The organism is Bacillus sp. hwrm1 (genome assembly GCF_040207805.1).
In the GTDB taxonomy this organism is placed as follows: domain Bacteria; phylum Bacillota; class Bacilli; order Bacillales; family Bacillaceae; genus Bacillus; species Bacillus velezensis.
The window spans coordinates 4,059,354-4,083,132 of record NZ_CP157943.1 but is presented as its reverse complement, the minus strand read 5'-3'; the positions used below and the strand labels follow the sequence as shown (position 1 = coordinate 4,083,132).

Genomic DNA, 23,779 nt, shown 5'->3' with positions numbered 1-23,779 from the left:
GCAGAAAATAGAGAGGAGGGCCCATATGGACAACATTCAAACCTTTATTAAAGAAAGCGATGATTTTAAATCCATTGTCAACGGTTTACATGAGGGGCTGAAGGAACAGCTGCTTGCGGGTCTGTCGGGTTCCGCGCGTTCTGTTTTTACCTCCGCCCTTGCACAGGAAACGAAAAGGCCGATTTTCTTTATCACCCATAATTTATATCAGGCCCAAAAAGTGACGGAAGATCTGACGGCGCTTCTCGGGGATCAATCTGTTTTTTTATACCCCGTGAATGAATTGATTTCTTCAGAAATTGCGGTAGCGAGCCCTGAACTGCGCGCTCAGCGGCTTGATGTCATTAATAGATTAACAAACGGAGAAGCGCCGGTCGTTGTGGCGCCCGTTGCGGCAGTGAGAAGAATGCTTCCGCCGAAGGAGCTGTGGAAAAGCAGCCAGCTCGTCATTTCACTCGGAGACGAAATAGAACCGGATCAGCTGTCCGCGCGCCTTGTAGAGGTGGGGTATGAGCGTTCCGATATGGTTTCTGCACCCGGTGAATTCAGTATTCGCGGCGGAATTATCGACATTTATCCGCTGACGTCGGAGCATCCGGTGCGAATTGAACTGTTTGATACGGAGGTCGATTCCATCAGAAGCTTCAATTCTGATGACCAGAGATCAATTGAGACGCTCAAACATGTGGCGATCGGACCGGCGAAGGAATTGATCATCAGGGCGGAAGAAAAAGCCCGGGCGATGGAAAGGCTCGATAAAGGGCTTGCCGACAGTCTGAAAAAGCTGAAGCAGGACAAACAAAAGGAAATGCTTCATATCAATATCTCACATGATAAAGAACGGTTATCAACGGGACAGACTGATCAGGAACTTGTGAAGTATCTCTCGTACTTTTACGAAAAACCTGCTAGTTTGCTAGATTATACACCGGCAGACACGTTGTTACTGTTAGACGAGGTCAGCCGCATTCATGAAATGGAGGATCAGCTGCAAAAAGAAGAGGCCGAATTTATGACAAGTCTGCTCGAGGAAGGGAAAATTCTGCATGACATTCATTTATCCTTCAGCTTTCAGGAGCTTATGAGCGAAAAGCGGCGCCCGGCTATTTATTATTCATTATTTTTGCGTCATGTCCAGCATACAAGCCCTCAGAATATCGTGAATGTGACAAGCCGGCAGATGCAGAGTTTTCACGGGCAGATGAATGTGCTCGCAGGTGAAATGGAGCGCTTTAAGAAATCAAACTTCACCGTTGTCTTTTTAGGCGCAAATAAGGACAGAACTGACAGATTGGCATCCGTGCTGGCTGATTACGAAATTGAAGCCGCAAAAACGGACAGCTCCAAAGCGCTTGTGCAAGGACAGGTCTATGTCATGGAAGGCGAGCTGCAATCCGGTTTTGAACTGCCGCTGATGAAGCTGGCCGTCATTACGGAGGAAGAGCTGTTCAAAAACCGAATTAAGAAAAAGCCGAGAAAGCAGAAGCTGACAAATGCCGAACGGATCAAAAGCTATTCCGAGCTTCAGGTCGGCGACTATGTCGTCCACGTCAACCACGGGATCGGTAAGTATTTGGGGATCGAAACACTAGAAATCAAAGGCATTCATAAAGATTACCTCAACATTCATTATCAGGGCAGCGATAAGCTGTACGTCCCTGTAGAACAAATCGACCAGGTGCAGAAGTACGTCGGCTCTGAAGGAAAAGAACCGAAGCTTTATAAACTGGGCGGCAGTGAATGGAAACGGGTGAAGAAAAAAGTTGAAAACTCCGTTCAGGATATTGCCGATGATCTGATTAAGCTTTATGCGGAACGGGAAGCAAGCAAGGGCTATGCGTTCTCGCCGGATCATGAAATGCAGCGGCAGTTCGAATCTGCTTTCCCTTATCAGGAAACAGAGGACCAGCTCCGTTCCATTCAGGAGATTAAAAAGGATATGGAAAGAGAGCGCCCGATGGACCGTTTGCTTTGCGGTGATGTGGGTTACGGGAAGACGGAGGTAGCCATCCGAGCGGCCTTTAAAGCGATCGCAGACGGAAAGCAGGTCGCGCTTCTTGTGCCGACGACAATACTCGCGCAGCAGCATTATGAAACCATTATGGAGCGTTTCCAGGACTATCCGATTAACATCGGTCTTCTCAGCCGATTCAGAACGAGAAAAGAATCCAATGAAACGATTAAAGGCCTGAAAAACGGAACGGTAGACATCGTAATCGGAACCCACAGGCTCTTATCTAAAGACGTCGTCTATAAAGATCTCGGCTTGCTCATCATTGATGAAGAGCAGCGCTTCGGCGTAACGCATAAGGAAAAAATCAAACAGATCAAAGCCAATGTCGATGTGCTGACTCTTACAGCGACGCCGATACCGCGTACGCTTCATATGTCCATGCTCGGTGTGCGGGACTTATCTGTTATTGAAACGCCGCCGGAAAACCGTTTCCCTGTTCAGACATATGTCGTGGAATACAACGGCGCGCTTGTGCGGGAAGCCATCGAAAGAGAACTGGCGCGCGGAGGACAGGTATATTTCTTGTACAACCGCGTGGATGACATCGAGCGGAAGGCTGATGAAATTTCCATGCTTGTTCCCGATGCGAAAGTGGCATATGCCCACGGAAAAATGACTGAAAATGAATTGGAAAGCGTCATGCTCAATTTTCTGGAAGGGGAATCAGACGTCCTTGTCAGCACGACCATTATTGAGACAGGCGTAGATATACCAAATGTCAACACCTTGATTGTGTTCGACGGAGACAAAATGGGGCTGTCTCAGCTGTATCAGCTGAGAGGACGGGTCGGCCGTTCCAACCGCGTCGCTTATGCGTATTTTACGTACCGCAGAGACAAAGTGCTCACTGAGGTGGCGGAAAAACGGCTGCAGGCGATTAAAGAATTTACCGAGCTGGGATCAGGCTTTAAAATCGCCATGCGTGACTTGACGATCAGGGGAGCGGGGAACCTTCTCGGCGCCCAGCAGCACGGCTTTATCGACTCAGTCGGTTTTGACCTGTACTCGCAAATGCTCAAGGAAGCGATTGAAGAGCGGAAAGGCGATATTCCGAAAAGCGAACAGTTTGAGACAGAAATCGATATCGAGCTTGACGCGTATATTCCTGAAAACTATATACAAGACGGCAAGCAAAAAATCGACATGTACAAACGGTTCAGGTCAATCGCCACAATTGAGGAGAAAAATGAGCTTCAAGATGAAATCATCGACAGGTTCGGCAGCTACCCTAAAGAGGTTGAATGGCTGTTTACGGTTGCTGAGATGAAGGTATACGGAAAATATGAACGCATCGAACTCATCAAGCAGGATAAAGACGCGATCAGATTTACCATTTCTGAAGAGGCCAGCGCACAGATTGACGGCCAGAAATTGTTCGAACTCGGCAATAAATACGGCCGGCAGATCGGACTGGGAATGGAAGGGAAAAAGCTGAAAATCTCAGTACAGACGAAAGGCCGCAAAACGGAAGAGTGGCTGGAAACCGTGCTCGGCATGCTGAAAGGCCTTCAGGATGTGAAGAAAGAAACAATCGCGTCTTCATAAAAATTGTTACTCTCTGGTGTATATTACATTTGATGTGACGGATACTAATTTCAAGCGAGTGGCGGAAGCTACATAAAGTAAAGAGCTTTAGTACTTTCCCTTAAATATCATCACATGAAAGAGAGGCACCAGAGAGATGAAAGCTACAGGTATCGTACGTCGTATTGATGATCTAGGACGGGTCGTCATTCCTAAAGAAATTCGGAGAACACTGCGAATCAGGGAAGGAGACCCGCTTGAAATATTCGTTGACCGCGACGGAGAAGTTATATTGAAAAAGTATTCTCCTATCAGTGAGCTTGGCGATTTTGCGAAGGAATATGCAGATGCTTTGTATGACAGTCTCGGCCATTCCGTCTTGATTTGCGACCGTGACGCGTATATTGCCGTTTCAGGCAGTTCGAAAAAAGAATTTCTGAACAAAGCCATCAGCGATTTGCTCGAAAAAACGATGGATCAGCGCAGCTCAGTGGTAGAAAACGACGTGAAGTCCGCGCAGCTTGTTAATGACATTGATGAAGATATGAGCTCCTATACAATAGCTCCGATCGTGGCAAATGGCGATCCTATCGGTGCCGTGGTCATCTTTTCCAAGGAACAGGCACTTGGAGAAGTAGAACATAAAGCGGTAGAAACGGCAGCCAGTTTTTTGGCGAGACAAATGGAGCAGTAGGTCTTATTACCATTATTGAAATAAGAAAACGGAGAAAGAGCAGCTCTTATACAAGTGCTGTTCTTTTTCATATTCATATGTGCTCTCTATCGGTTCGGCCGTTAGGATTGTGATATAATAAGCTCGTTTTATAGACGTAATTTTCTAGCGGCTGGAAGGAGCTTTTGGATGAACGATTCAGTTGGCGCCAAGCGGCAATCGGCATGGAAAGGTGCTTTTGTGCTCGTCGTTGCGGGTATCGTGACGAAGATATTAAGCGCCGTGTACAGGGTTCCTTTTCAGAATATTGTCGGTGACGTCGGATTTTACATTTATCAGCAGGTGTATCCGTTTTTAGGGATCGCGGTCATGCTGTCAACATCCGGTTTTCCGGTAATCATCTCAAAATTAATGAACGATTATAGCGATCATAAACAAAAAATAATGAAAATTTCCGCCCTTTATGTCACGGCGGCCGGACTTGTTCTGTTTGCGCTCATGTATGCCGGCGCGGCGCCGTTGGCCGGTTTTATGGGTGACGCCCGCCTTGTGATGCTGATAAGGGTCGCGGCGTTCGCTTTCATACTGTTTCCGTTTACGGCGGTTTTCCGGGGGTATTTCCAAGGCGTGCATGATATGATGCCGTCAGCCTTATCCCAGATTACGGAACAGCTTCTTCGCGTGGCGGTGCTTCTCGGTTTATCCTTCTGGCTTTTGAAAAGCGGCCGTTCATTATACGCGGCTGGTGCGGGGGCGGCTTCGGGATCAATTGCCGGAAGCTTGGCGGCCCTTTGTGTATTGGCTGTTTTCTGGTATAAGCGGGAAGAAACAAAGAAAGACGGCGGACATATCGAAACGGCCGTCATTGTAAAAAAGCTGCTGCTTTATTCAGTCACCATCTGTATCAGCAGTGTACTCATGCTTTTGATTCAGCTTGTAGACGCCTTAAACTTATATTCACTGCTTTCAGACGGGACGGAGAGCCATGCCGCGAAACAGCTGAAAGGCATATATGACCGCGGACAGCCGCTCCTTCAGCTGGGAACCGTGTTTGCCGTCAGTATCGCCGCGTCATTGGTTCCTTCAATTTCAAAAGCGGTGCATGAGAATAAGCCGTTTATCATAAAAGAGAAAGCGACATCAGCCGTCAAGCTCTGCCTTGCGGTAGGGATCGGTGCATCAGCCGGGCTTTTTTGCATTTTAGAGCCGGTGAATATCATGCTTTTCCAAAACAGTGAGGGGACGCAGACCTTACAAATATTCAGCTTATCTATCTTTTTTGCCTCAATTGCGCTTACGGCAGCCGCGATTCTGCAAGGAGCGGGACATACCGTTTTCCCCGCCGTATCCGTTTTGGCGGGAGGGGCGCTGAAATGGGTGCTGAACGTTTGGCTGGTCCCCGGCTGGGGTATTACAGGAGCGGCACTGGCGACCGTCTTGGCATTTGCCGCAGTTGCGTGCCTGAATCTCCGGAGAATTTGGTCGAAGGGCTGGCTGACGAATATCGGAGGCGTGATTGCCCGTCTGTGCTGGTGCAGTCTGCTGATGGTCTTCTTTCTGCTCGTATATATGAAGCTATGGCAGTTATTTGTTCCCGCCAGCAGGGCCGGAGCTGTATGTGAGAGTCTGTCTGCGTCGGTCATCGGAGGGCTATTGTTTATTTATTGTATGATAAGAATGAAGATTTTCACGGACGAAGAGCTGAGCGGCCTTCCTTTCGGCAGTGCTCTAAGCAAATTGAAAAAGAGGAGAGAAAAACATGGCAGGTAACATTACGGTCGTCGGCCTCGGCGCCGGAGACATGGATCAGTTGACAGTGGGCGTACATAAGCTGCTGACTCAGGCGAAGCATTTATATATAAGAACGAAAGACCACCCTTTGATTCCGGAATTAGAGCAAGAGACGGAAGCGGACATCCGGTATTTTGATAATATTTATGAAAAACATGATCAGTTTGAAGCGGTCTATGAAGAGATCGCGGACATTCTGTTTGAAAAAGCGAAGCAAGAGGATGTCGTCTACGCTGTGCCCGGGCATCCGTTTGTCGCTGAGAAAACCGTTCAGCTGTTATTTGAACTCCGGGAAGAACAACAGGTAGCTGTTCATACTGCCGGAGGGCAAAGCTTTTTGGATGCCACTTTTAATGCATTGCGAATTGATCCGATTGAAGGGTTTCAATTTACGGATGCGCAAACAATGACGCCGGATGAGCTCGAACTCCGCCATCACCTGATCATTTGCCAGGTTTATGACCAAATGACGGCCTCTGAGGTGAAGCTGACGCTTATGGAGAAATTGCCTGACGACTATGAAGTGGTCATCGTCACGGCAGCCGGAAGCAAGGGAGAAAAGATGACCAAGGTGCCTTTGTTTGAGCTTGACCGCAATGTAGAAATAAATAACTTAACAAGCGTGTATGTTCCGCCGATTAAAAAAGAAGAACTCCTTTACCAGGAATTTTCTGCATTCCGAAGTATTATTCGCGAGCTTCGCGGGCCGAACGGCTGTCCGTGGGACCAAAAGCAGACACACCAGTCATTAAAGAAATATATGATTGAGGAATGCTACGAACTGCTTGAGGCCATTGACGAAGAGGACACGGATCACATGATAGAAGAACTCGGGGACGTCATGCTTCAGGTTATGCTGCACGCCCAGATCGGAGAAGACGAGGGGTATTTCTCAATTGATGATGTCATCAGAGACATCAGTGCGAAGATGGTCAGACGGCACCCGCATGTGTTTAAGGATGTTAAGGTTCAGGATGAACATGATGTCGTCGCCAACTGGGAAGAAATCAAAAAGGCGGAAAAGCAAACAACATCCACTTCATTGCTGGATGCCGTGCCGAAAACACTGCCTTCTCTTGCAAAAGCGGCCAAGCTTCAGAAAAAAGCCGCAAAAACCGGCTTTGACTGGGATGACGTTCAGGATATATGGGATAAAGTAAATGAAGAGCTGAAGGAATTTTCTGCAGAGGCTTCCGCCGAATCAGCAGATGAAATCAGCTTAAAAGCTGAATTCGGCGATGTTTTATTTGCATTGGTCAATATCGGCCGATACTATAAAATTGAGCCTGAGGAAGCGCTCGCCATGACAAATGACAAATTTCGCAGACGCTTTGCTTATATTGAGAAAGAAGCGGCAGCAAAGGGCCTTGAATTGACCGCAATGTCACTTGAGGAAATGGACAAATTGTGGGATGAAGCAAAAGAAATGGAGAGGAGATTCTGATATGAGACTTGATAAGTTTTTAAAAGTATCCAGATTGATTAAACGCCGCACATTGGCGAAAGAGGTCGCCGATCAAGGGAGAATCACAGTTAACGGGAATCAGGCGAAAGCCAGCTCAGACGTAAAAGCCGGTGATGAACTGACGGTCCGCTTCGGCCAGAAACTTGTCACCGTGAAGGTAAACGAATTGAAAGAAACAACGAAAAAAGAAGAAGCTGCGGGCATGTATACAATCGTCAAGGAAGAAAAACTCGGCGAATAGGCTTGTTCTAAACAAGGCTCCCGCCTCATACAATGCAGTAATAATGCTAAAAGTATCGAGGATATGGGGGCTGAATAGATGAATTCATATTATGAGCAAAAAGGTTCTTCTTCTGTTCCGGAACAGCATGATGTAACGATGAAAGGGAGAAAGCATTTAGACATTTCGGGCGTCAAGCATGTAGAAAGTTTTGACAATGAAGAGTTTTTGCTGGAAACGGTTATGGGAATGCTTTCCGTCAGAGGCGAGAACCTGCAGATGAAAAATCTTGATGTGGAAAAAGGGATTGTATCTATAAAAGGCAGGGTGTTTGACCTTGTATATTTAGACGAGCAGCAAGGGGATAAAGCTAAAGGGTTTTTTAGCAAGTTGTTTAAATGACGCTGACCACCCAATTTTATACGATGCTGGCAATGACCGGTATGGGCGCCTGGCTCGGAGCGTCGCTTGATACATACAGGCTGTTTGTCAGCCGCGCCAAAACGGCCAGATGGCTGTTATTCATTCATGACATTCTCTTTTGGATTGTACAAGGTCTGCTGTTTTTCTATGTGCTGCTCAACGTGAATGAAGGAGAACTCAGGGTATACATTTTCTTGGCTGTCTTACTGGGGATTGCGACGTACCAAAGCCTGTTTAAACGAATGTATATAAAAATACTGAAATTTGCCATTCATCTTGCGGTGTCTCTTTACCAATTCGCAAAAAAGCTCATTCAGCACGTGCTGTTCCGTCCGGTGCTTCTGCTCTTTAAGCTGCTCATCGGGCTGATCACGGTTGTTTCTTTATACTCCTATCGGGTGAGTGCCTTTTTTGCGAAGTGTCTTTTTAAGATCGTAACGTTTTTGCTGTATCCGCTGATTTTTCTGTTGAAACAATTATTGAAACTTCTTCCTGAAAAGTGGCGTCTTACTTTCAAACGATATTTTCAAAAAAGTGCAGGATTTTTACAAAAGAGCAAGAAACTAATCATAACAATCAGATCGACCATGATACGTATTTTGAAAAGGTGAAAGGAGGACCGTCTGGTTTGAATCTATCTAGAGAACGTACAATAACTGAAATCCAAAACGACTATAAAGAGCAGGTTGAACGGCAATCCCAGCTTATGAAAAGAAGGCGGAAAGGGCTTTTCAGACGGTTGATCGTATTCGGCGCCCTTGTGTTGTTGACGGCTATTGTCTTAGCGGGTTCTCTGTGGTCACAGACCTCTTCCCTTAGCGCAAACGAAGAAAAGAAAGCTCAGCTGGAAAAACAAGTGAAAGAATTGAACGCGAAACAGGCTGATTTAAAAGATGAAATTTCCAAATTAAAGGATGAGGATTACGTCACAGAGCTTGCCAGAAGAGACTTGTTTATGTCAGGAAATGGTGAGATTCTCTTCAATGTAGAAAAGAAGAGCAAGTAGCCTTGTTGACACTTAAATTTTTATTTAGGTATAATTAAACAAACGATCTTTTTATAAGCCTAAGGAGGAGCACTTTTTTTATGTCGATTGAAGTTGGCAGCAAGTTGCAAGGGAAAATAACAGGTATTACAAATTTCGGAGCATTTGTTGAATTGCCTGGAGGCTCAACCGGTCTCGTTCATATCAGTGAGGTAGCCGATAATTATGTTAAAGACATTAACGAGCATTTAAAAGTCGGCGATCAAGTTGAAGTGAAAGTCATCAACGTTGAAAAAGACGGGAAAATTGGTTTATCAATTAAAAAAGCTAAAGACCGTCCGCAAGCCAGACCTAGAAATGATTTCCGTCCGAAAGAATCTTTTGAACAGAAAATGAACAAGTTTCTTAAAGATAGCGAAGACCGCTTATCATCTTTAAAACGAAACACGGAATCAAAACGTGGAGGGCGCGGAGCAAGAAGAGGATAACTTGCTGCTTTCTATAAATACATGGAGCATCCGTCTATCCCAGCGGGTGCTTTTTTTGTATGCGCCATTATAGTCAGAAAATTAAAACTTCAAAGTTTCTGTTGACGGAATGAAGAAACCTTTGTATTATATAACTTGTGCTTATAAGCACCTATATGGCGGTGTAGCTCAGCTGGCTAGAGCGTACGGTTCATACCCGTGAGGTCGGGGGTTCGATCCCCTCCGCCGCTACCATATATATCTGGCCCGTTGGTCAAGCGGTTAAGACACCGCCCTTTCACGGCGGTAACACGGGTTCGAATCCCGTACGGGTCATCAAGCGAATCGGCTTCTGTTGCAGAAGCCGATTTTTTCATATTTAGACAACTTTTTGAGAAATGTCGGAGGAAATACGAAAGGAAAGGGGAACAAGGGAGAAAGCGTCGAAGAGTTCTTTGGAATTGTTACCTTCTTTTGACAAAATCCTATCTGGGCTTTCATTTATAATGACAAGCAACGAATAAAACAGGTGGGGGATGAGAGCAATGGAAAAAGCGGAAAGAAGAGTGAACGGGCCGATGGCGGGACAAGCTCTGGAAAAACTGCAATCGTTTTTTGAAAAGGCGGCAAAGCTTACAGTCCATCAAGCGCATTCACTTTTTTTCTATAAGGGTTTCATTTATGTCGTGATCGGTTTTTTACTTGGACGGGCTTTCATATTATCTGAGGTTCTTCCGTTTGCGCTGCCGTTTTTCGGAGCGATGCTTTTGATCAGAAGAGATAAAGCCTTCTATGCTTGTCTGTCTTTACTTGCGGGCGCTTTAACCATTTCGCCGAAACACTCTTTATTGATTCTCACAGCTTTGGCCGTCTTCACTCTATTTTCAAAAATCGGTACATATATCGTGCAGGACCGGGTGAAGATGCTGCCGATCGTGGTGTTTTTCTCTATGGCTGCGGCGAGAATCGGATTTGTTTATTTTGAGAGCGGCGCTTTTACCACCTATGATTATGTGATGGCTGTTGTCGAGGCGGGCCTGGCCTTTATTTTGACGCTGATCTTTTTGCAAAGTCTGCCGATCTTCACGATCAAAAAAGTGAAGCAATCGTTAAAAATAGAAGAAATCATCTGTTTTATGATCTTGATCGCATCCGTTTTAACCGGGCTTGCCGGTGTTTCATTTCAGGGAATGCAGGCTGAACATATCCTGGCCCGCTATGTCGTGCTGAGTTTTTCCTTTGTCGGCGGGGCAAGCATCGGCTGTACGGTCGGTGTGGTGACCGGACTGATCCTCGGGCTTGCGAATATCGGGAACCTCTATCAAATGAGTCTGCTTGCGTTTTCCGGGCTTCTTGGCGGGCTGCTGAAAGAAGGAAAGAAAGCCGGAGCCGCAGTCGGGTTAGTGATCGGCTCACTGCTGATTTCATTATATGGAGAAGGGTCTGCCGGATTAATGACCACTCTTTATGAATCTTTGATTGCCGTTGTTTTGTTTTTGATTACGCCCCAATCGATTACGAAAAAGGTGGCGCGATACATACCGGGCACTGCTGAGCACAGTCAGGAACAGCAGCAGTACGCGAGGAAAATCAGAGATGTCACCGCCCAGAAAGTAGACCAGTTCTCCAATGTGTTTCATGCCTTGTCGGAGAGCTTCGCCACCTTTCATCAGACGTCTTCCGATGAGCAGGCGGAAGAAGGGGAAGTGGATCTCTTTTTAAGCAAAATCACCGAGCATTCGTGCCAATCCTGCTATAAGAAAAGCAAATGCTGGGTTCAAAACTTTGATAAAACATATGACTTAATGAAACAAGTTATGCATGAAACAGAAGAAAAACAGTATGCCTCAAACCGCAGATTAAAAAAGGAGTTTCAACAGCACTGTTCCAAATCCAGACAGGTGGAAGAGCTGATTGAGGACGAACTTGCCCACCATCACGCCCATCTGACACTGAAGAGAAAAGTTCAGGACAGCAGAAGGCTTGTTGCCGAGCAGCTGTTGGGGGTTTCTGAGGTCATGGCGGACTTTTCTCGGGAAATAAAACGGGAGAGGGAGCAGCATTTTATTCAGGAAGAACAAATGATAGAGGCGCTTCAGCATTTTGGAATCGAGATTCAGCATGTCGAGATATACAGCTTGGAGCAGGGCAATATTGATATCGAAATGACAATCCCGTTCAGCGGAGGACACGGCGAGAGTGAGAAAATTATCGCCCCGATGCTGTCTGACATTCTTGAGGAGCAGATACTTGTCAAAAGCGAACAGCACTCGACTCATCCGAATGGCTACAGCCATGTCGCGTTCGGTTCGACCAAGTCGTACCGGGTATCGACAGGCGCGGCTCATGCGGCAAAAGGCGGCGGCCTTGTCTCCGGCGACAGCTACAGCATGATGGAACTGGGGGCGAGAAAGTATGCGGCCGCGATCAGTGACGGCATGGGCAATGGGGCGAGGGCCCATTATGAGAGCAATGAAACGATTAAGCTGCTCGAAAAAATTCTCGAATCAGGTATTGATGAAAAAATAGCGATAAAAACGATCAACAGTATTCTGTCTTTACGGACGACAGACGAAATCTACTCAACTCTCGATCTTTCTATCATTGATCTTCAGGATGCAAGCTGCAAATTCTTGAAGGTCGGTTCAACGCCGAGTTTTATCAAGCGGGGAGATCAAGTCATGAAAGTGCAGGCCAGCAATCTGCCGATCGGCATCATCAATGAATTTGATGTGGAGGTTGTAAGTGAACAGTTAAAAGCGGGAGATCTGCTCGTCATGATGAGTGACGGTATTTTTGAAGGGCCGAAGCACGTTGAAAACCACGACCTGTGGATGAAACGGAAAATGAAAGGGCTGAAAACCGAAGACCCGCAGGAAATCGCTGATATATTAATGGAAGAGGTCATCAGAACGCGTTCCGGCCAAATCGAAGACGATATGACAGTGGTTGTTGTCCGGATTGATCACAACACGCCGAAATGGGCTTCCATACCGGTACCGGCGGTTTTCCAAAATAAAAAGGAGATTTCTTAATCCATTCGTATAAATCACTTTCCTTCTGGCGAAGATGGGACTAATCGTATCACCGGGAGGAATGTATGTGAATAAGGGACATTTAAATCAAGTTCTGCTGATTACAGATGGCTGCTCCAATCATGGTGAAGACCCGATCGCAATGGCGGCTTTCGCCAAGGAGCAGGGGATTACGGTGAATGTTATAGGAATTATGGAAGAAAACGCGATTGACCAAGAAGCAATGAAGGAAGTTGAAGGCATCGCCATGGCCGGAGGCGGCGTCCATCAAGTTGTGTATGCGTCACAATTGTCTCAGACGGTTCAAATGGTGACGAAAAAAGCAATGACCCAGACGCTGCAAGGTGTCGTCAATCAAGAGCTTAAACAAATCTTAGGGAAAAACGTTGAAATGGAAGAGCTTTCTCCTGAAAAACGCGGCGAAGTGATGGAAGTGGTTGATGAACTCGGCGAAACGGTTCATCTGCAAGTGCTTGTGCTGGTTGATACGAGTGCGAGTATGGCGCCGAAACTGCCGACGGTGAAAGAAGCGCTGATCGATCTTTCCATCAGTTTAAATTCCCGGGCCGGGCAAAATGAATTTGCAATGTGTATATTTCCCGGGAAAAGCCAGGAAGTTGAGCTTGTGCTGAATTGGACGCCGAAGCTTGAATCCCTTTCTGCACTCTTTGCGAAGCTGTCGACCGGCGGTATCACCCCTACGGGCCCCGCTATCCGGGAAGCGACGCAGCAGTTTGAGAGAATCCGCTCAAGAAGGAGCATGTTGGCAGATGATGAACGACGCTTTAACGAGTTTGGCATGTAGTCTGGCACCGGGGACGGCAATTCAGGGCAAATGGAACGGCAAATCCTACAGATTGCTCAAACAGCTTGGAAAAGGGGCTAACGGTATTGTATATCTGGCAGAAGCATCAGGCGGACAGGTCGCTTTGAAAATAAGCAGCGACAGCATGTCTGTTACCTCTGAAGTGAATGTCTTAAAATCCTTTTCAAAGGCCCGGTCGCAAACGATGGGGCCTTCTTTTTTTGATGCGGACGACGCGTTTATTCCGCAGCTGAATAAAAATGTCTCTTTTTACGTGATGGAGTACATAGAAGGGCCGCTTCTTCCGCAATATATCAGCAGTAAGGGAACAGAGTGGATTCCGGTGCTGATGGTGCAGCTTCTTTCCAGCCTGTCAGTCCTTCATCAGCAAGGGTGGGTTTTTGGCGACCTCAAACCGGACAATCTCATTGTAACCGGACCACCGGCTGCCATTCGCTGCATTGATGTAGGGGGAACGACAAAACAGGGCCGCGCGATTAAAGAGTATACGGAGTTTTACGACAGGGGCTATTGGGGGTATGGAACAAGAAAAGCAGAACCATCCTATGACCTGTTTGCTGTCGCAATGATCATGATCCACTGTGCCCAGAAGAAAGAGTGCAAAAAGTCAGGACAGCCGAAAGAACAGCTTCGTTCTATCATTGAAGGCCACCCGTTTCTGAATAAGTATAAGAAGGTTCTGTTTTCTGCTTTTAACGGCCAATATCCGTCTGCGGAAGCCATGAAGCATGACATCCTGACGGCGGGGCAGAGTGCAGGGAGTAAAAGGAAAGCCGCCGCCAAGCCTAAGCCGCCGCAATCAAAACCGCGGCAGGGCACTGTATCTCAAACGCGGTATAAACCTAAACAAAAACCCGCAAAGCACAATGGTTTGTTTGAAACAACACTTATTTTAATCAGCGTTCTCGCCCTTTATTTCGCTTACATCGTCTTTTTTCTCATCTAGTGCCGGCCGGACGCCTGCGCTCATGCTTCTTCTTTGCTTGGAGGGAATGAAAGTGATAGGATATGTATATCTTTAAAAAACCTGCTCATTGTGAGGGGGACATTGTGAAAAGCGTGGAAGATTTTTTCAAAACATATCATCTTCAGGCGGAGGGAGAAACGATTATTGCCGGGGTCTCCGGAGGCCCTGATTCAATGGCGCTTCTCAGTATGCTGAATAAGCACTTCGGGCATTCCTCCGTTATCATAGCGGCGCATGTCGACCATCAGTTCAGGGGTCCTGAATCTGAAGAAGATATGAAGTTTGTGCAGTCATATTGCGAAGCGGAACACATCCTCTGCGAAACGGTACAGATTGATGTTTCTGCATACGCAAAGAAGAATAAGCTGAACAAGCAGGCTGCCGCGCGTGATTGCAGATATCAGTTTTTCGAAGATCTGATGACAAAACACCAAGCGAAGTTTTTGGCACTGGCTCATCATGGCGATGACCAGGTTGAAACAATGCTCATGAGGCTTGCGAAAGGTACGCTCGGGGCAGGGCTTGCGGGAATGCAGCCCGTCCGCGAATTTGCATCCGGCTGGCTGATCAGGCCTTTCCTCTATGCGGCAAAGGATGAAATCCTTGAATACTGCCGTCAAGAAGGGCTCAGCTACAGAACGGATGAGAGCAATGCAAAAGACGATTATGCAAGAAACAGATTCAGAAAGACCGTGCTTCCTTTTTTAAAACATGAATCACCTGACGTTCATAAAATGTTTCAAAAGGTGAGTGAAGCACTGACAGAAGACGAACAATACCTGCAGTCATTAACGAAAGAACGAATGAATAAGGTTATTACAAGCAAGTCAGACACATCGGTTGAAGTCAATTCCTCTCAATTGCTTGCCCTTCCGATACCTTTACAAAGAAGAGGAGTTCAACTAATATTAAACTATCTTTATGAAAACGTTCCATCGTCGTTTTCCGCCCGCCACATACAGCAGTTTCTCGAATGGGCGGAAAATGGAAGCGCCTCGGGAGTGCTTGATTTTCCGAAAGGGCTGAAGGTGGTCAAATCATATCAGACATGTTTGTTTACATTTGAACAATGGCAATGTGAAAAAGTTCCCTTTGAGCTGCAGCTGCAAGGAGCGAAAGGCGAGACTGCTGTTCTCCCCAACGGCTTTATGATAGAGGTGGCCGATCAGGCTGACCCTCATATCAAAAATGGGAATGCTGTTTTTATGACAAGCAGAAACAAGGTGCAATTTCCTTTAACAATCCGGACGAGAAAAATCGGCGACCGGATCAAACTTAAAGGGATGAATGGCTCGAAAAAGGTGAAAGATATATTTATTGATCATAAACTGCCTCTGCGGGATCGGGACGAATGGCCGATTGTAACGGATGCGAGCGGTGAAATTATCTGGCTGCCTGGCTTGAAAAAATCCATCTTTGACGATCTTGTGATTTCAAACAGTGACCGCATTGTATTACAATATAGACAGCATGAAAAGTGTAGGGGGCAAGCATTAACATGAAACAGGATATCGAAAAAGTGCTGATCTCAGAAGATGAGATCCAGCAGAAAGTAAAACAGCTTGGAGAACAATTAACAAGCGAGTACAGCGACACGTTTCCGTTGGCAATCGGTGTGTTAAAGGGAGCGCTTCCTTTTATGGCTGATCTTATAAAGCATATTGATACATATTTGGAAATGGACTTCATGGATGTATCAAGCTACGGAAATTCCACGGTTTCTTCCGGAGAAGTCAAAATCATCAAAGATTTGGATACATCTGTAGAAGGCCGGGACATCTTAATCATTGAAGATATTATCGACAGTGGGTTAACCTTGAGCTATCTCGTAGAACTCTTCCGATATCGTAAAGCGAAATCAATTAAGATTGTTACCCTGTTGGATAAACCAAGCGGAAGAAAAGCGGACATTAAAGCAGACTTCGTAGGCTTTGAAGTTCCTGACGCGTTTGTTGTGGGTTACGGACTTGATTATGCCGAACGCTATCGCAATCTGCCTTACATCGGAGTATTAAAACCGGCGATTTATGAAAGCTGATCGGCTGCCTGCTTCCGAGATGGTTATCGGTTGTATTGGAATGATTTTCTATGGTACTATTGAACATAGTTGTGCTTACTGTGGGAGGAGGTAAGGAATGAATCGGGTCTTCCGTAATACCATTTTTTATTTACTTATTTTATTAGTAGTAATCGGGGTTGTGAGTTACTTCCAGACTTCAAACCCGAAGACAGAAAATATGTCGTACAGTACGTTTATCAAGAACCTCGATGAGGGGAAAGTTGATAGCGTATCGGTTCAGCCTGTCAGAGGTGTTTATGAGGTAAAAGGACAGCTGAAAAAATACGACAAAGACCAGTACTTTTTAACACATGTTCCTGAAGGAAAGGGAGCAGACCAGATATTTGATGCAATTAAAAAGACGGACGTAAAAGTTGATCCCGCACAGGAAACAAGCGGGTGGGTGACGTTCTTAACGACGATCATTCCGTTTGTCATCATCTTTATTCTGTTTTTCTTCCTGCTCAATCAGGCTCAGGGCGGCGGCAGCCGTGTCATGAACTTCGGAAAGAGCAAAGCGAAGCTGTATACGGAAGAAAAGAAACGCGTGAAGTTTAAAGATGTAGCCGGCGCGGATGAGGAGAAGCAGGAGCTTGTTGAGGTTGTTGAGTTTCTGAAAGATCCTCGCAAATTCGCCGAGCTTGGCGCCAGAATCCCTAAAGGCGTGCTGTTGGTCGGACCTCCGGGAACCGGTAAGACGCTGCTTGCGAGAGCCTCAGCCGGTGAAGCAGGCGTTCCTTTCTTCAGCATCAGCGGATCTGACTTCGTTGAAATGTTTGTCGGTGTCGGTGCTTCCCGTGTGCGTGATTTATTCGAAAATGCGAAAAAGAATGCGCCTTGTCTGATTTTCATTGATGAGATCGACGCGGTGGGACGTCAGCGCGGCGCAGGTCTTGGCGGCGGGCATGATGAACGCGAACAGACGCTGAACCAGCTGCTTGTAGAGATGGACGGTTTCAGTGCGAATGAAGGAATCATTATTATCGCTGCGACAAACCGTGCGGACATTCTTGACCCTGCATTGCTTCGTCCGGGACGTTTTGACCGTCAGATTACGGTAGACCGTCCGGATGTCATCGGCCGTGAAGCCGTATTACAGGTCCATGCGAGAAACAAACCGCTTGATGAAACGGTGAACTTAAAAGCAATCGCTTCAAGAACACCCGGTTTCTCAGGCGCCGATTTAGAAAACCTTCTTAACGAAGCGGCACTTGTTGCTGCCCGTCAAAACAAGAAGAAAATTGATATGCGCGACATTGATGAAGCGACGGACCGTGTCATTGCGGGTCCTGCGAAGAAGAGCCGCGTCATATCGAAAAAAGAACGCAATATCGTGGCGTACCACGAGGGCGGTCACACCGTTATCGGACTTGTGCTGGATGAAGCCGATATGGTTCATAAAGTAACGATCGTTCCGAGGGGGCAGGCGGGCGGATACGCGGTCATGCTTCCGAGAGAAGACCGTTACTTCCAGACAAAACCTGAACTTCTCGATAAAATTGTCGGTCTTCTGGGCGGACGGGTTGCCGAGGAAATTATCTTCGGCGAAGTCAGCACGGGGGCTCACAATGACTTCCAGCGGGCAACGAGCATTGCCAGAAGAATGGTGACAGAGTTCGGTATGTCAGAAAAACTCGGACCGCTTCAGTTCGGTCAATCTCAAGGCGGTCAAGTATTCCTGGGCCGGGATTTCAACAACGAGCAGAACTACAGTGATCAGATCGCTTACGAAATCGATCAGGAAATTCAGCGCATCATTAAAGAATGTTATGAGCGTGCGAAAACCATCCTGACTGAAAATCGCGATAAGCTTGAATTGATTGCTCAGACATTGCTTGATGTGGAAACATTAGATGCGGAACAAATCAAGCATCTCGTGGATCACGGAAAACTCCCTGAGCGCAATTTCTCAGATGACCATCTTCAAAAAGACGATGTGAAAGTAAACATCCTGTCTAAAACAGAAGACGAAAAGAAAGACGAGCCGAAAGAATAGTTCGCTTTCTGATATGAAAACCGCCGGCGTATACCGGCGGTTTTTTTACTGGTTCCGTTTTGTTTACAAAAGAGCCGCAGATCGTGTATGGTATTGTAGAATGTTGAAAATGTTATGATTAGAAACTATTCAAAAGTGGTGATAGAGGTTGTTACTGGTTATAGATGTGGGGAACACCAACACCGTGATTGGTGTATATCATGATGGGGAATTAGAATATCATTGGCGCATAGAAACGAGCAGGCACAAAACAGAAGACGAATTCGGCATGCTGCTCCGCTCCTTATTTGAACATTCCGGACTCATGTTTGAACAGATTGAAGGGATTATCATCTCATCCGTGGTGCCGCCGATTATGTTCTCTTTAGAAAGAATGTGCACAAAATACTTTCACATCGAGCCGCAAGTTGTCGGCCCGGGAATGAAAACAGGTTTAAATATAAAGTATGACAATCCGAAAGAAGTGGGAGCTGACAGGATCGTCAATGCCGTTGCGGCGATCCAGCAGTATGGCGCCCCCTTAATTGTTGTTGATTTCGGAACGGCGACGACGTATTGCTACATTGATGAAAACAAACAATACATGGGCGGCGCGATTGCTCCCGGCATTACGATTTCAACGGAAGCGCTGTACTCACGTGCGGCGAAGCTTCCGAGAATTGAAATTGCCCGTCCGGACAATATCATCGGCAAAAACACGGTAAGCGCCATGCAGTCCGGCATCCTTTTCGGTTATGTCGGACAAGTTGAAGGTATAGTGAAGCGGATGAAATGGCAGGCAACACAGGAACCGAAAGTCATTGCGACAGGCGGGCTTGCGTCATTAATCGCAAACGAATCAGACTGTATTGATATTGTTGACCCGTTTCTCACTCTGAAAGGGCTGGAAATCATTTATGAGCGAAATCGCGTGGGTCACGTATAGGAGGTAAACGATGGATTATTTAATTAAAGCAATTGCATATGACGGTAAAGTGCGGGCTTATGCAGCCAGAACGACAGATATGGTTAATGAAGCGCAAAGAAGGCATGACACGTGGCCGACGGCATCAGCCGCAATCGGCCGGACGATGACAGCTTCTCTGATGCTAGGAGCGATGCTTAAGGGTGAAGATAAGCTGACAGTCAAAATAGAAGGCGGCGGCCCGATCGGAGCCATTGTCGCAGATGCGAACGCAAAGGGTGAGGTAAGAGCATACGTATCAAACCCGCACGTTCATTTTGATCTCAATGAACAAGGGAAACTGGATGTCAGACGGGCGGTCGGAACTGACGGAACACTCAGTGTCGTAAAAGATTTGGGCTTACGTGATTATTTTACGGGACAAGTAGAGATTGTCTCGGGTGAACTCGGTGACGACTTCACATATTATCTTGTTTCTTCTGAACAAGTCCCTTCATCTGTCGGCGTAGGTGTTCTAGTAAATCCTGATAACACCATTCTCGCTGCGGGCGGGTTCATCATTCAGCTTCTTCCGGGGACTGATGAAGAAACCATTTCAACAATTGAAAAGCAATTATCTCAAATCGAACCGATTTCAAAATTGATTCAAAAAGGCCTGACACCGGAAGAAATCTTAGAAGAAGTTCTAGGTCAAAAACCGGACGTTCTCGAAACAATGCCGGTCAAATTTCACTGTTCTTGTTCAAAAGATCGATTCGAAACGGCCATTTTAGGACTAGGCAAAAAAGAAATACAAGATATGATAGAAGAAGACGGAAAAGCCGAAGCGGTTTGCCATTTTTGTAATGAGAAATATTTATTTACAAAAGAAGAACTGGAAGAGCTTCGTGACGAAACAACCCGCTAGCTCTTTAGCGGGTTGTTCTATTTTATAAAAGGGATGGGGTAGATTTTGAAATCGAGAACACTTTTGACGATTATTGTAGCGGCGCTGTTAGTATGCAGTGTGACAGTGGCGTATAAGTTAACAAAATCCCAAGCCGCGGGGTCATCTGAAGAATCCATCGCGACAATCGGTGATAAACATATCACACGGCAAGACTGGATGAAAAAGATGGAAGACCAGTACGGAAAATCAACTCTGGAAGACATGATTAATGCAGAAGTAGTGGAAGAGCTTGCGAAAAAGAATAAACTCACAGTTTCAAACAGCGAATTGGAGCGGGAGTTTCTTTTAATCAAAGCGGTAGATAATTCATTTTATGAAGACAGCCATATTACCGAAAAAGAATGGAGAGACCAGATCCGCTACAATATTCTTCTTGAAGAACTCCTGACGAAGGACATCGATATATCGGATAAGGAAATGCAATCATTTTATAATAAAAATAAAGAATTGTACCATTTCGATGATTCCTACAGAATCCGGCACATTGTCGTCAAAAACAAAGATGAGGCGGACAGGGTGCTTGCTGATTTGAAAGGCGGTTCCAGCTTTGAAGCCGTCGCCGCTGAGCGTTCCACGGACAGATACACGTCTCAGTATGGCGGAGACCTCGGCTTTGTGACAGAAAATCAGGAAAATATCCCGCAGGCATATATCACAGAAGCTAAAAATCTTAAAGAAGATGAATGGTCCGCTGAACCGATTAAAGTTTCTTCAGGATACGCCGTCATTCAGCTGAAAGAAAAGCTTAAATCGAGAACTTTCTCATACAATGAAGTGAAGAGCCAAATCAGACGCCAGATCGCGATGGATCAATTAGGTGACAAGGCGACAGTCAAAACGCTGTGGAAAGAGGCGGGGGTCTCTTGGTTCTACGGGGAAAAAAGAACTAAATGATTGACAAAAAATTTTGAAATTGATAACTTATATTTATAATACCAATAAATTTAGTCGGAAATTGAGGTGTCCAACATGGTGCGTATTGCAAATTCTATTACTGAACTAATCGGAAATACTCCTATTGTGAAATTGAATCGCCTGACGGATGAAAACAGTGCAGATGTATATCTGAAGCTTGAATACATGAATCCGGGCAGCAGCGTAAAAGACCGGATCGGAGTGGCGATGATTGAAGCGGCTGAAAAAGAAGGAAAATTAAAAGCCGGCGACACAATCATTGAACCGACAAGCGGAAATACAGGAATCGGTCTTGCGATGGTGGCAGCGGCTAAAGGTCTCAGAGCCATTCTCGTTATGCCTGATACAATGAGTATGGAGCGACGCAATCTGCTGCGCGCATACGGAGCGGAGCTTGTGCTGACTCCCGGCGCAGAAGGAATGAAGGGCGCCATTAAAAAGGCGGAAGAACTTGCCGAGGAACACGGATACTTTGTGCCTCAGCAATTCAACAATGCGGCAAACCCGGAAATTCACCGCCAAACGACAGGGAAAGAAATCGTAGAACAGTTTGGTGACGACCAGCTTGATGCGTTCGTGGCCGGAATCGGTACCGGCGGAACCATCACGGGAGCGGGCGAAGTGCTGAAAGAAGCATATCCATCCATCAAAATCTATGCGGTAGAGCCGGCGGATTCTCCAGTTCTTTCCGGCGGAAAACCGGGCCCGCATAAAATTCAGGGTATCGGAGCGGGATTTGTCCCTGAAACATTGAATACGGACATCTATGATCAGATCATTCCCGTCAAAAACGAGGATGCATTTGAATATGCCCGTAAAACGGCAAAAGAAGAAGGGATTCTTGGCGGCATTTCTTCCGGAGCGGCCATTTACGCGGCACTGGAAATCGCGAAAAAATTGGGGAAAGGCAAGAAAGTGCTTGCGATCATCCCTAGTAACGGAGAACGTTACTTAAGCACACCGCTTTATCAGTTTGAATAGAGACATACACACGGCTCCCGGCTGTATCCGGGAGTTTTTTTTGTGCCTGAAGCATCGGAAATCCAAAAAACGTTTCGAATTTTATGGTTGGAAGTGAAATTCACTTTTTTCACCAGTGTGATTGCTTTAAAATAAAACTACAGTAAAACGAAGCAGAGGATTGATATGATGGCACAACGCAGACCGGCAGGAAGAAAAATACCTTTTACGAAACAAGCATTTTTACAGCGATATGAAAACCTTTCGAAATCGAGAAAACGGCATGTTCTGCTCGAAAGCGCGAGAGGGGGAAGATTCAGTATAGCCGGTCTAGATCCGATTGCGTCCGTCAGAGGAAAAGACGGAATTACAACGATCAAGCATGAGGGGGAAACACTGTTTAAAGAAGGAGACCCGCTGCGGGCCTTTCATGAATGGTTTGGAACGCTCGGAACGGAAACAAACGTTGAGTTTCCGGACTTTCAGGGCGGTGCGATTGGTTTTATCAGTTACGACTACGCCCGATATATTGAGAATTTTAAGATGCTGTCGTTAGATGATCTGGAAACACCTGATATTTACTTTCTGGTTTTTGATGATGTGGCTGTTTATGACCATGAGGAAGAGGCGTTATGGCTCATTACCCATACTGAAGCGGAAGAAGCGGATCTTGCGGAAGAAAAGCTGTCCGGCTTAGAGGACATGTGGTGTTCCCTCCAAACGGCGGACGAGCCTTTTTCACCGCTGAATCGGAATGGGGACGGATCGTACGCCGCTCCGTTCACCGAGGAAGGATTTTCACAGGCTGTAGAACAAATTAAACAATATATCGCGAGCGGCGATGTGTTCCAGGTTAATTTGTCCATCAGGCAGTCTCAGTCCTTATCCGTTCATCCGTATGAGGTGTATAAACACTTGAGAAACGTCAATCCGTCTCCTTACATGGCCTATCTCGAGACACCGGGGTTTCAAGTGATATGCGGGTCGCCGGAGCTATTGGTGACAAAGAAGGGGAAGAAGCTTGAGACGAGACCCATCGCGGGTACGCGTTCAAGAGGAAAAGACGATGCTGAAGACAAGGCTTTGGCTGATGAATTAATTCACAACGAAAAAGAACGTGCGGAACACGTCATGCTTGTTGATCTTGAGCGCAATGATCTCGGGCGCGTATCGCGCTACGGCTCCGTGCGGGTTAACGAATTTATGGCGATCGAAAAGTATTCCCACGTCATGCATATCGTGTCAAACGTACAGGGAGAGCTGCAGGACGGATATGACGCGACAGACATTATTCATGCGGTGTTCCCGGGGGGCACCATCACGGGAGCGCCCAAAGTGAGAACGATGGAAATTATAGAAGAGCTTGAGCCGACAAGACGGGGGCTTTATACTGGATCTATAGGCTGGTTCGGATTTAACGGAGATTTGCAGTTTAACATTGTGATCCGGACGATCTATGCAGCCGGCGGACATGCTTTCATGCAGTCCGGAGCAGGAGTAGTCATTGATTCGGTTCCGAAGCATGAATACAAGGAATCGTTCAAAAAAGCTTTTGCAATGAAAAAGGCGTTAGAGCTGAGCGAAGAAGAGACAAAAAATTAGACGA

Annotated in this window: 20 protein-coding genes and 2 tRNA genes; all 22 read left to right on the top strand. The window is 46.3% G+C overall.

Annotated features, from left to right (window positions below; all coding sequences use genetic code 11):
* Window positions 1-25 precede the first annotated feature (25 nt).
* The 22 genes from mfd (at window position 26) to pabB (ending at window position 23,775) form a co-directional block, all read left to right on the top strand.
* Window positions 26-3,559, top strand: coding sequence for a transcription-repair coupling factor (mfd, locus tag ABK447_RS20545; RefSeq protein WP_124934860.1), 3,534 nt, complete (start codon window positions 26-28; stop codon window positions 3,557-3,559).
* 136 nt (window positions 3,560-3,695) lie between these two features.
* Window positions 3,696-4,232 (top strand): stage V sporulation protein T, encoded by a 537-nt coding sequence (gene spoVT / locus ABK447_RS20540; protein ID WP_004264646.1) that lies wholly within the window; start codon window positions 3,696-3,698, stop codon window positions 4,230-4,232.
* A 168-nt stretch (window positions 4,233-4,400) separates the two neighbouring features.
* A complete protein-coding gene (locus ABK447_RS20535) occupies window positions 4,401-5,981 on the top strand; it encodes a polysaccharide biosynthesis protein (protein WP_100001104.1) in 1,581 nt (526 codons plus the stop codon).
* A complete protein-coding gene (mazG, locus tag ABK447_RS20530; protein WP_100001107.1) occupies window positions 5,971-7,446 on the top strand; it encodes a nucleoside triphosphate pyrophosphohydrolase in 1,476 nt (491 codons plus the stop codon). Before ABK447_RS20535 ends, mazG begins: the two co-directional genes overlap by 11 nt.
* A 1-nt stretch (window position 7,447) precedes the next feature.
* The gene (locus ABK447_RS20525) at window positions 7,448-7,708 is read left to right on the top strand and encodes an RNA-binding S4 domain-containing protein (RefSeq protein ID WP_007409934.1); all 261 of its coding nucleotides are present in this window, start codon (window positions 7,448-7,450) and stop codon (window positions 7,706-7,708) included.
* A 78-nt stretch (window positions 7,709-7,786) separates the two neighbouring features.
* Complete coding sequence (yabP, locus tag ABK447_RS20520; protein ID WP_004264638.1) at window positions 7,787-8,089, top strand: sporulation protein YabP; 303 nt, start codon at window positions 7,787-7,789, stop codon at window positions 8,087-8,089.
* A complete protein-coding gene (gene yabQ / locus ABK447_RS20515; RefSeq protein WP_063096309.1) occupies window positions 8,086-8,721 on the top strand; it encodes a spore cortex biosynthesis protein YabQ in 636 nt (211 codons plus the stop codon). Before yabP ends, yabQ begins: the two co-directional genes overlap by 4 nt.
* Before the next feature lie 17 nt (window positions 8,722-8,738).
* Entirely contained in the window at window positions 8,739-9,116 is a 378-nt protein-coding gene (gene divIC, locus ABK447_RS20510; protein WP_004264632.1) for a cell division protein DivIC, read from the top strand.
* Window positions 9,117-9,196: 80 nt separating this feature from the next.
* Window positions 9,197-9,583, top strand: a complete 387-nt coding sequence (locus tag ABK447_RS20505) for a S1 domain-containing RNA-binding protein (protein WP_004264630.1) — start codon at window positions 9,197-9,199, stop codon at window positions 9,581-9,583.
* A 157-nt stretch (window positions 9,584-9,740) separates the two neighbouring features.
* Window positions 9,741-9,817 (top strand) — tRNA-Met (locus tag ABK447_RS20500).
* Between the two features lie 9 nt (window positions 9,818-9,826).
* Window positions 9,827-9,898: transfer RNA gene (locus ABK447_RS20495), tRNA-Glu, on the top strand.
* Between the two features lie 209 nt (window positions 9,899-10,107).
* Window positions 10,108-12,597: a stage II sporulation protein E gene (spoIIE, locus tag ABK447_RS20490; RefSeq protein WP_007409936.1), complete on the top strand. Its 2,490-nt coding sequence runs from the start codon at window positions 10,108-10,110 to the stop codon at window positions 12,595-12,597.
* 67 nt (window positions 12,598-12,664) lie between these two features.
* Complete coding sequence (locus tag ABK447_RS20485; RefSeq protein ID WP_004264624.1) at window positions 12,665-13,402, top strand: VWA domain-containing protein; 738 nt, start codon at window positions 12,665-12,667, stop codon at window positions 13,400-13,402.
* Window positions 13,368-14,369, top strand: coding sequence for a serine/threonine-protein kinase (locus tag ABK447_RS20480; RefSeq protein ID WP_094031439.1), 1,002 nt, complete (start codon window positions 13,368-13,370; stop codon window positions 14,367-14,369). Before ABK447_RS20485 ends, ABK447_RS20480 begins: the two co-directional genes overlap by 35 nt.
* Window positions 14,370-14,473: 104 nt before the next feature.
* Window positions 14,474-15,892, top strand: coding sequence for a tRNA lysidine(34) synthetase TilS (tilS, locus tag ABK447_RS20475; RefSeq protein WP_072589792.1), 1,419 nt, complete (start codon window positions 14,474-14,476; stop codon window positions 15,890-15,892).
* Window positions 15,889-16,428: a hypoxanthine phosphoribosyltransferase gene (gene hpt / locus ABK447_RS20470; protein WP_004264611.1), complete on the top strand. Its 540-nt coding sequence runs from the start codon at window positions 15,889-15,891 to the stop codon at window positions 16,426-16,428. The genes tilS and hpt overlap by 4 nt, the downstream gene beginning before the upstream one ends.
* Window positions 16,429-16,525: 97 nt before the next feature.
* On the top strand, window positions 16,526-18,445 hold the full coding sequence (gene ftsH, locus ABK447_RS20465) for an ATP-dependent zinc metalloprotease FtsH (RefSeq protein WP_007615201.1): 1,920 nt from the start codon (window positions 16,526-16,528) through the stop codon (window positions 18,443-18,445).
* A gap of 148 nt (window positions 18,446-18,593) precedes the next feature.
* On the top strand, window positions 18,594-19,370 hold the full coding sequence (locus ABK447_RS20460; protein WP_011996181.1) for a type III pantothenate kinase: 777 nt from the start codon (window positions 18,594-18,596) through the stop codon (window positions 19,368-19,370).
* A gap of 10 nt (window positions 19,371-19,380) precedes the next feature.
* Window positions 19,381-20,256, top strand: coding sequence for an Hsp33 family molecular chaperone HslO (gene hslO / locus ABK447_RS20455; RefSeq protein ID WP_004264606.1), 876 nt, complete (start codon window positions 19,381-19,383; stop codon window positions 20,254-20,256).
* Window positions 20,257-20,301: 45 nt separating this feature from the next.
* Window positions 20,302-21,192 carry a peptidyl-prolyl cis-trans isomerase gene (locus ABK447_RS20450; RefSeq protein ID WP_007409941.1) on the top strand — a complete coding sequence of 297 codons (891 nt, stop codon included), beginning with the start codon at window positions 20,302-20,304 and terminating at the stop codon, window positions 21,190-21,192.
* Window positions 21,193-21,267: 75 nt separating this feature from the next.
* The gene (gene cysK / locus ABK447_RS20445) at window positions 21,268-22,194 is read left to right on the top strand and encodes a cysteine synthase A (RefSeq protein ID WP_007615206.1); all 927 of its coding nucleotides are present in this window, start codon (window positions 21,268-21,270) and stop codon (window positions 22,192-22,194) included.
* A 168-nt stretch (window positions 22,195-22,362) separates the two neighbouring features.
* Window positions 22,363-23,775: an aminodeoxychorismate synthase, component I gene (gene pabB, locus ABK447_RS20440; RefSeq protein ID WP_059366886.1), complete on the top strand. Its 1,413-nt coding sequence runs from the start codon at window positions 22,363-22,365 to the stop codon at window positions 23,773-23,775.
* Window positions 23,776-23,779 lie beyond the last annotated feature (4 nt).

Bases quoted from the DNA above. Each gene is read 5' to 3' on its own strand.
- mfd (WP_124934860.1), top strand. From the start codon at position 26: ATGGACAACATTCAAACCTTTATTAAAGAAAGCGATGATTTTAAATCC.
- spoVT (WP_004264646.1), top strand. From the start codon at position 3,696: ATGAAAGCTACAGGTATCGTACGTCGTATTGATGATCTAGGACGGGTC.
- ABK447_RS20535 (WP_100001104.1), top strand. From the start codon at position 4,401: ATGAACGATTCAGTTGGCGCCAAGCGGCAATCGGCATGGAAAGGTGCT.
- mazG (WP_100001107.1), top strand. From the start codon at position 5,971: ATGGCAGGTAACATTACGGTCGTCGGCCTCGGCGCCGGAGACATGGAT.
- ABK447_RS20525 (WP_007409934.1), top strand. From the start codon at position 7,448: ATGAGACTTGATAAGTTTTTAAAAGTATCCAGATTGATTAAACGCCGC.
- yabP (WP_004264638.1), top strand. From the start codon at position 7,787: ATGAATTCATATTATGAGCAAAAAGGTTCTTCTTCTGTTCCGGAACAG.
- yabQ (WP_063096309.1), top strand. From the start codon at position 8,086: ATGACGCTGACCACCCAATTTTATACGATGCTGGCAATGACCGGTATG.
- ABK447_RS20505 (WP_004264630.1), top strand. From the start codon at position 9,197: ATGTCGATTGAAGTTGGCAGCAAGTTGCAAGGGAAAATAACAGGTATT.
- spoIIE (WP_007409936.1), top strand. From the start codon at position 10,108: ATGGAAAAAGCGGAAAGAAGAGTGAACGGGCCGATGGCGGGACAAGCT.
- ABK447_RS20480 (WP_094031439.1), top strand. From the start codon at position 13,368: ATGATGAACGACGCTTTAACGAGTTTGGCATGTAGTCTGGCACCGGGG.
- hpt (WP_004264611.1), top strand. From the start codon at position 15,889: ATGAAACAGGATATCGAAAAAGTGCTGATCTCAGAAGATGAGATCCAG.
- ftsH (WP_007615201.1), top strand. From the start codon at position 16,526: ATGAATCGGGTCTTCCGTAATACCATTTTTTATTTACTTATTTTATTA.
- hslO (WP_004264606.1), top strand. From the start codon at position 19,381: ATGGATTATTTAATTAAAGCAATTGCATATGACGGTAAAGTGCGGGCT.
- cysK (WP_007615206.1), top strand. From the start codon at position 21,268: ATGGTGCGTATTGCAAATTCTATTACTGAACTAATCGGAAATACTCCT.
- pabB (WP_059366886.1), top strand. From the start codon at position 22,363: ATGGCACAACGCAGACCGGCAGGAAGAAAAATACCTTTTACGAAACAA.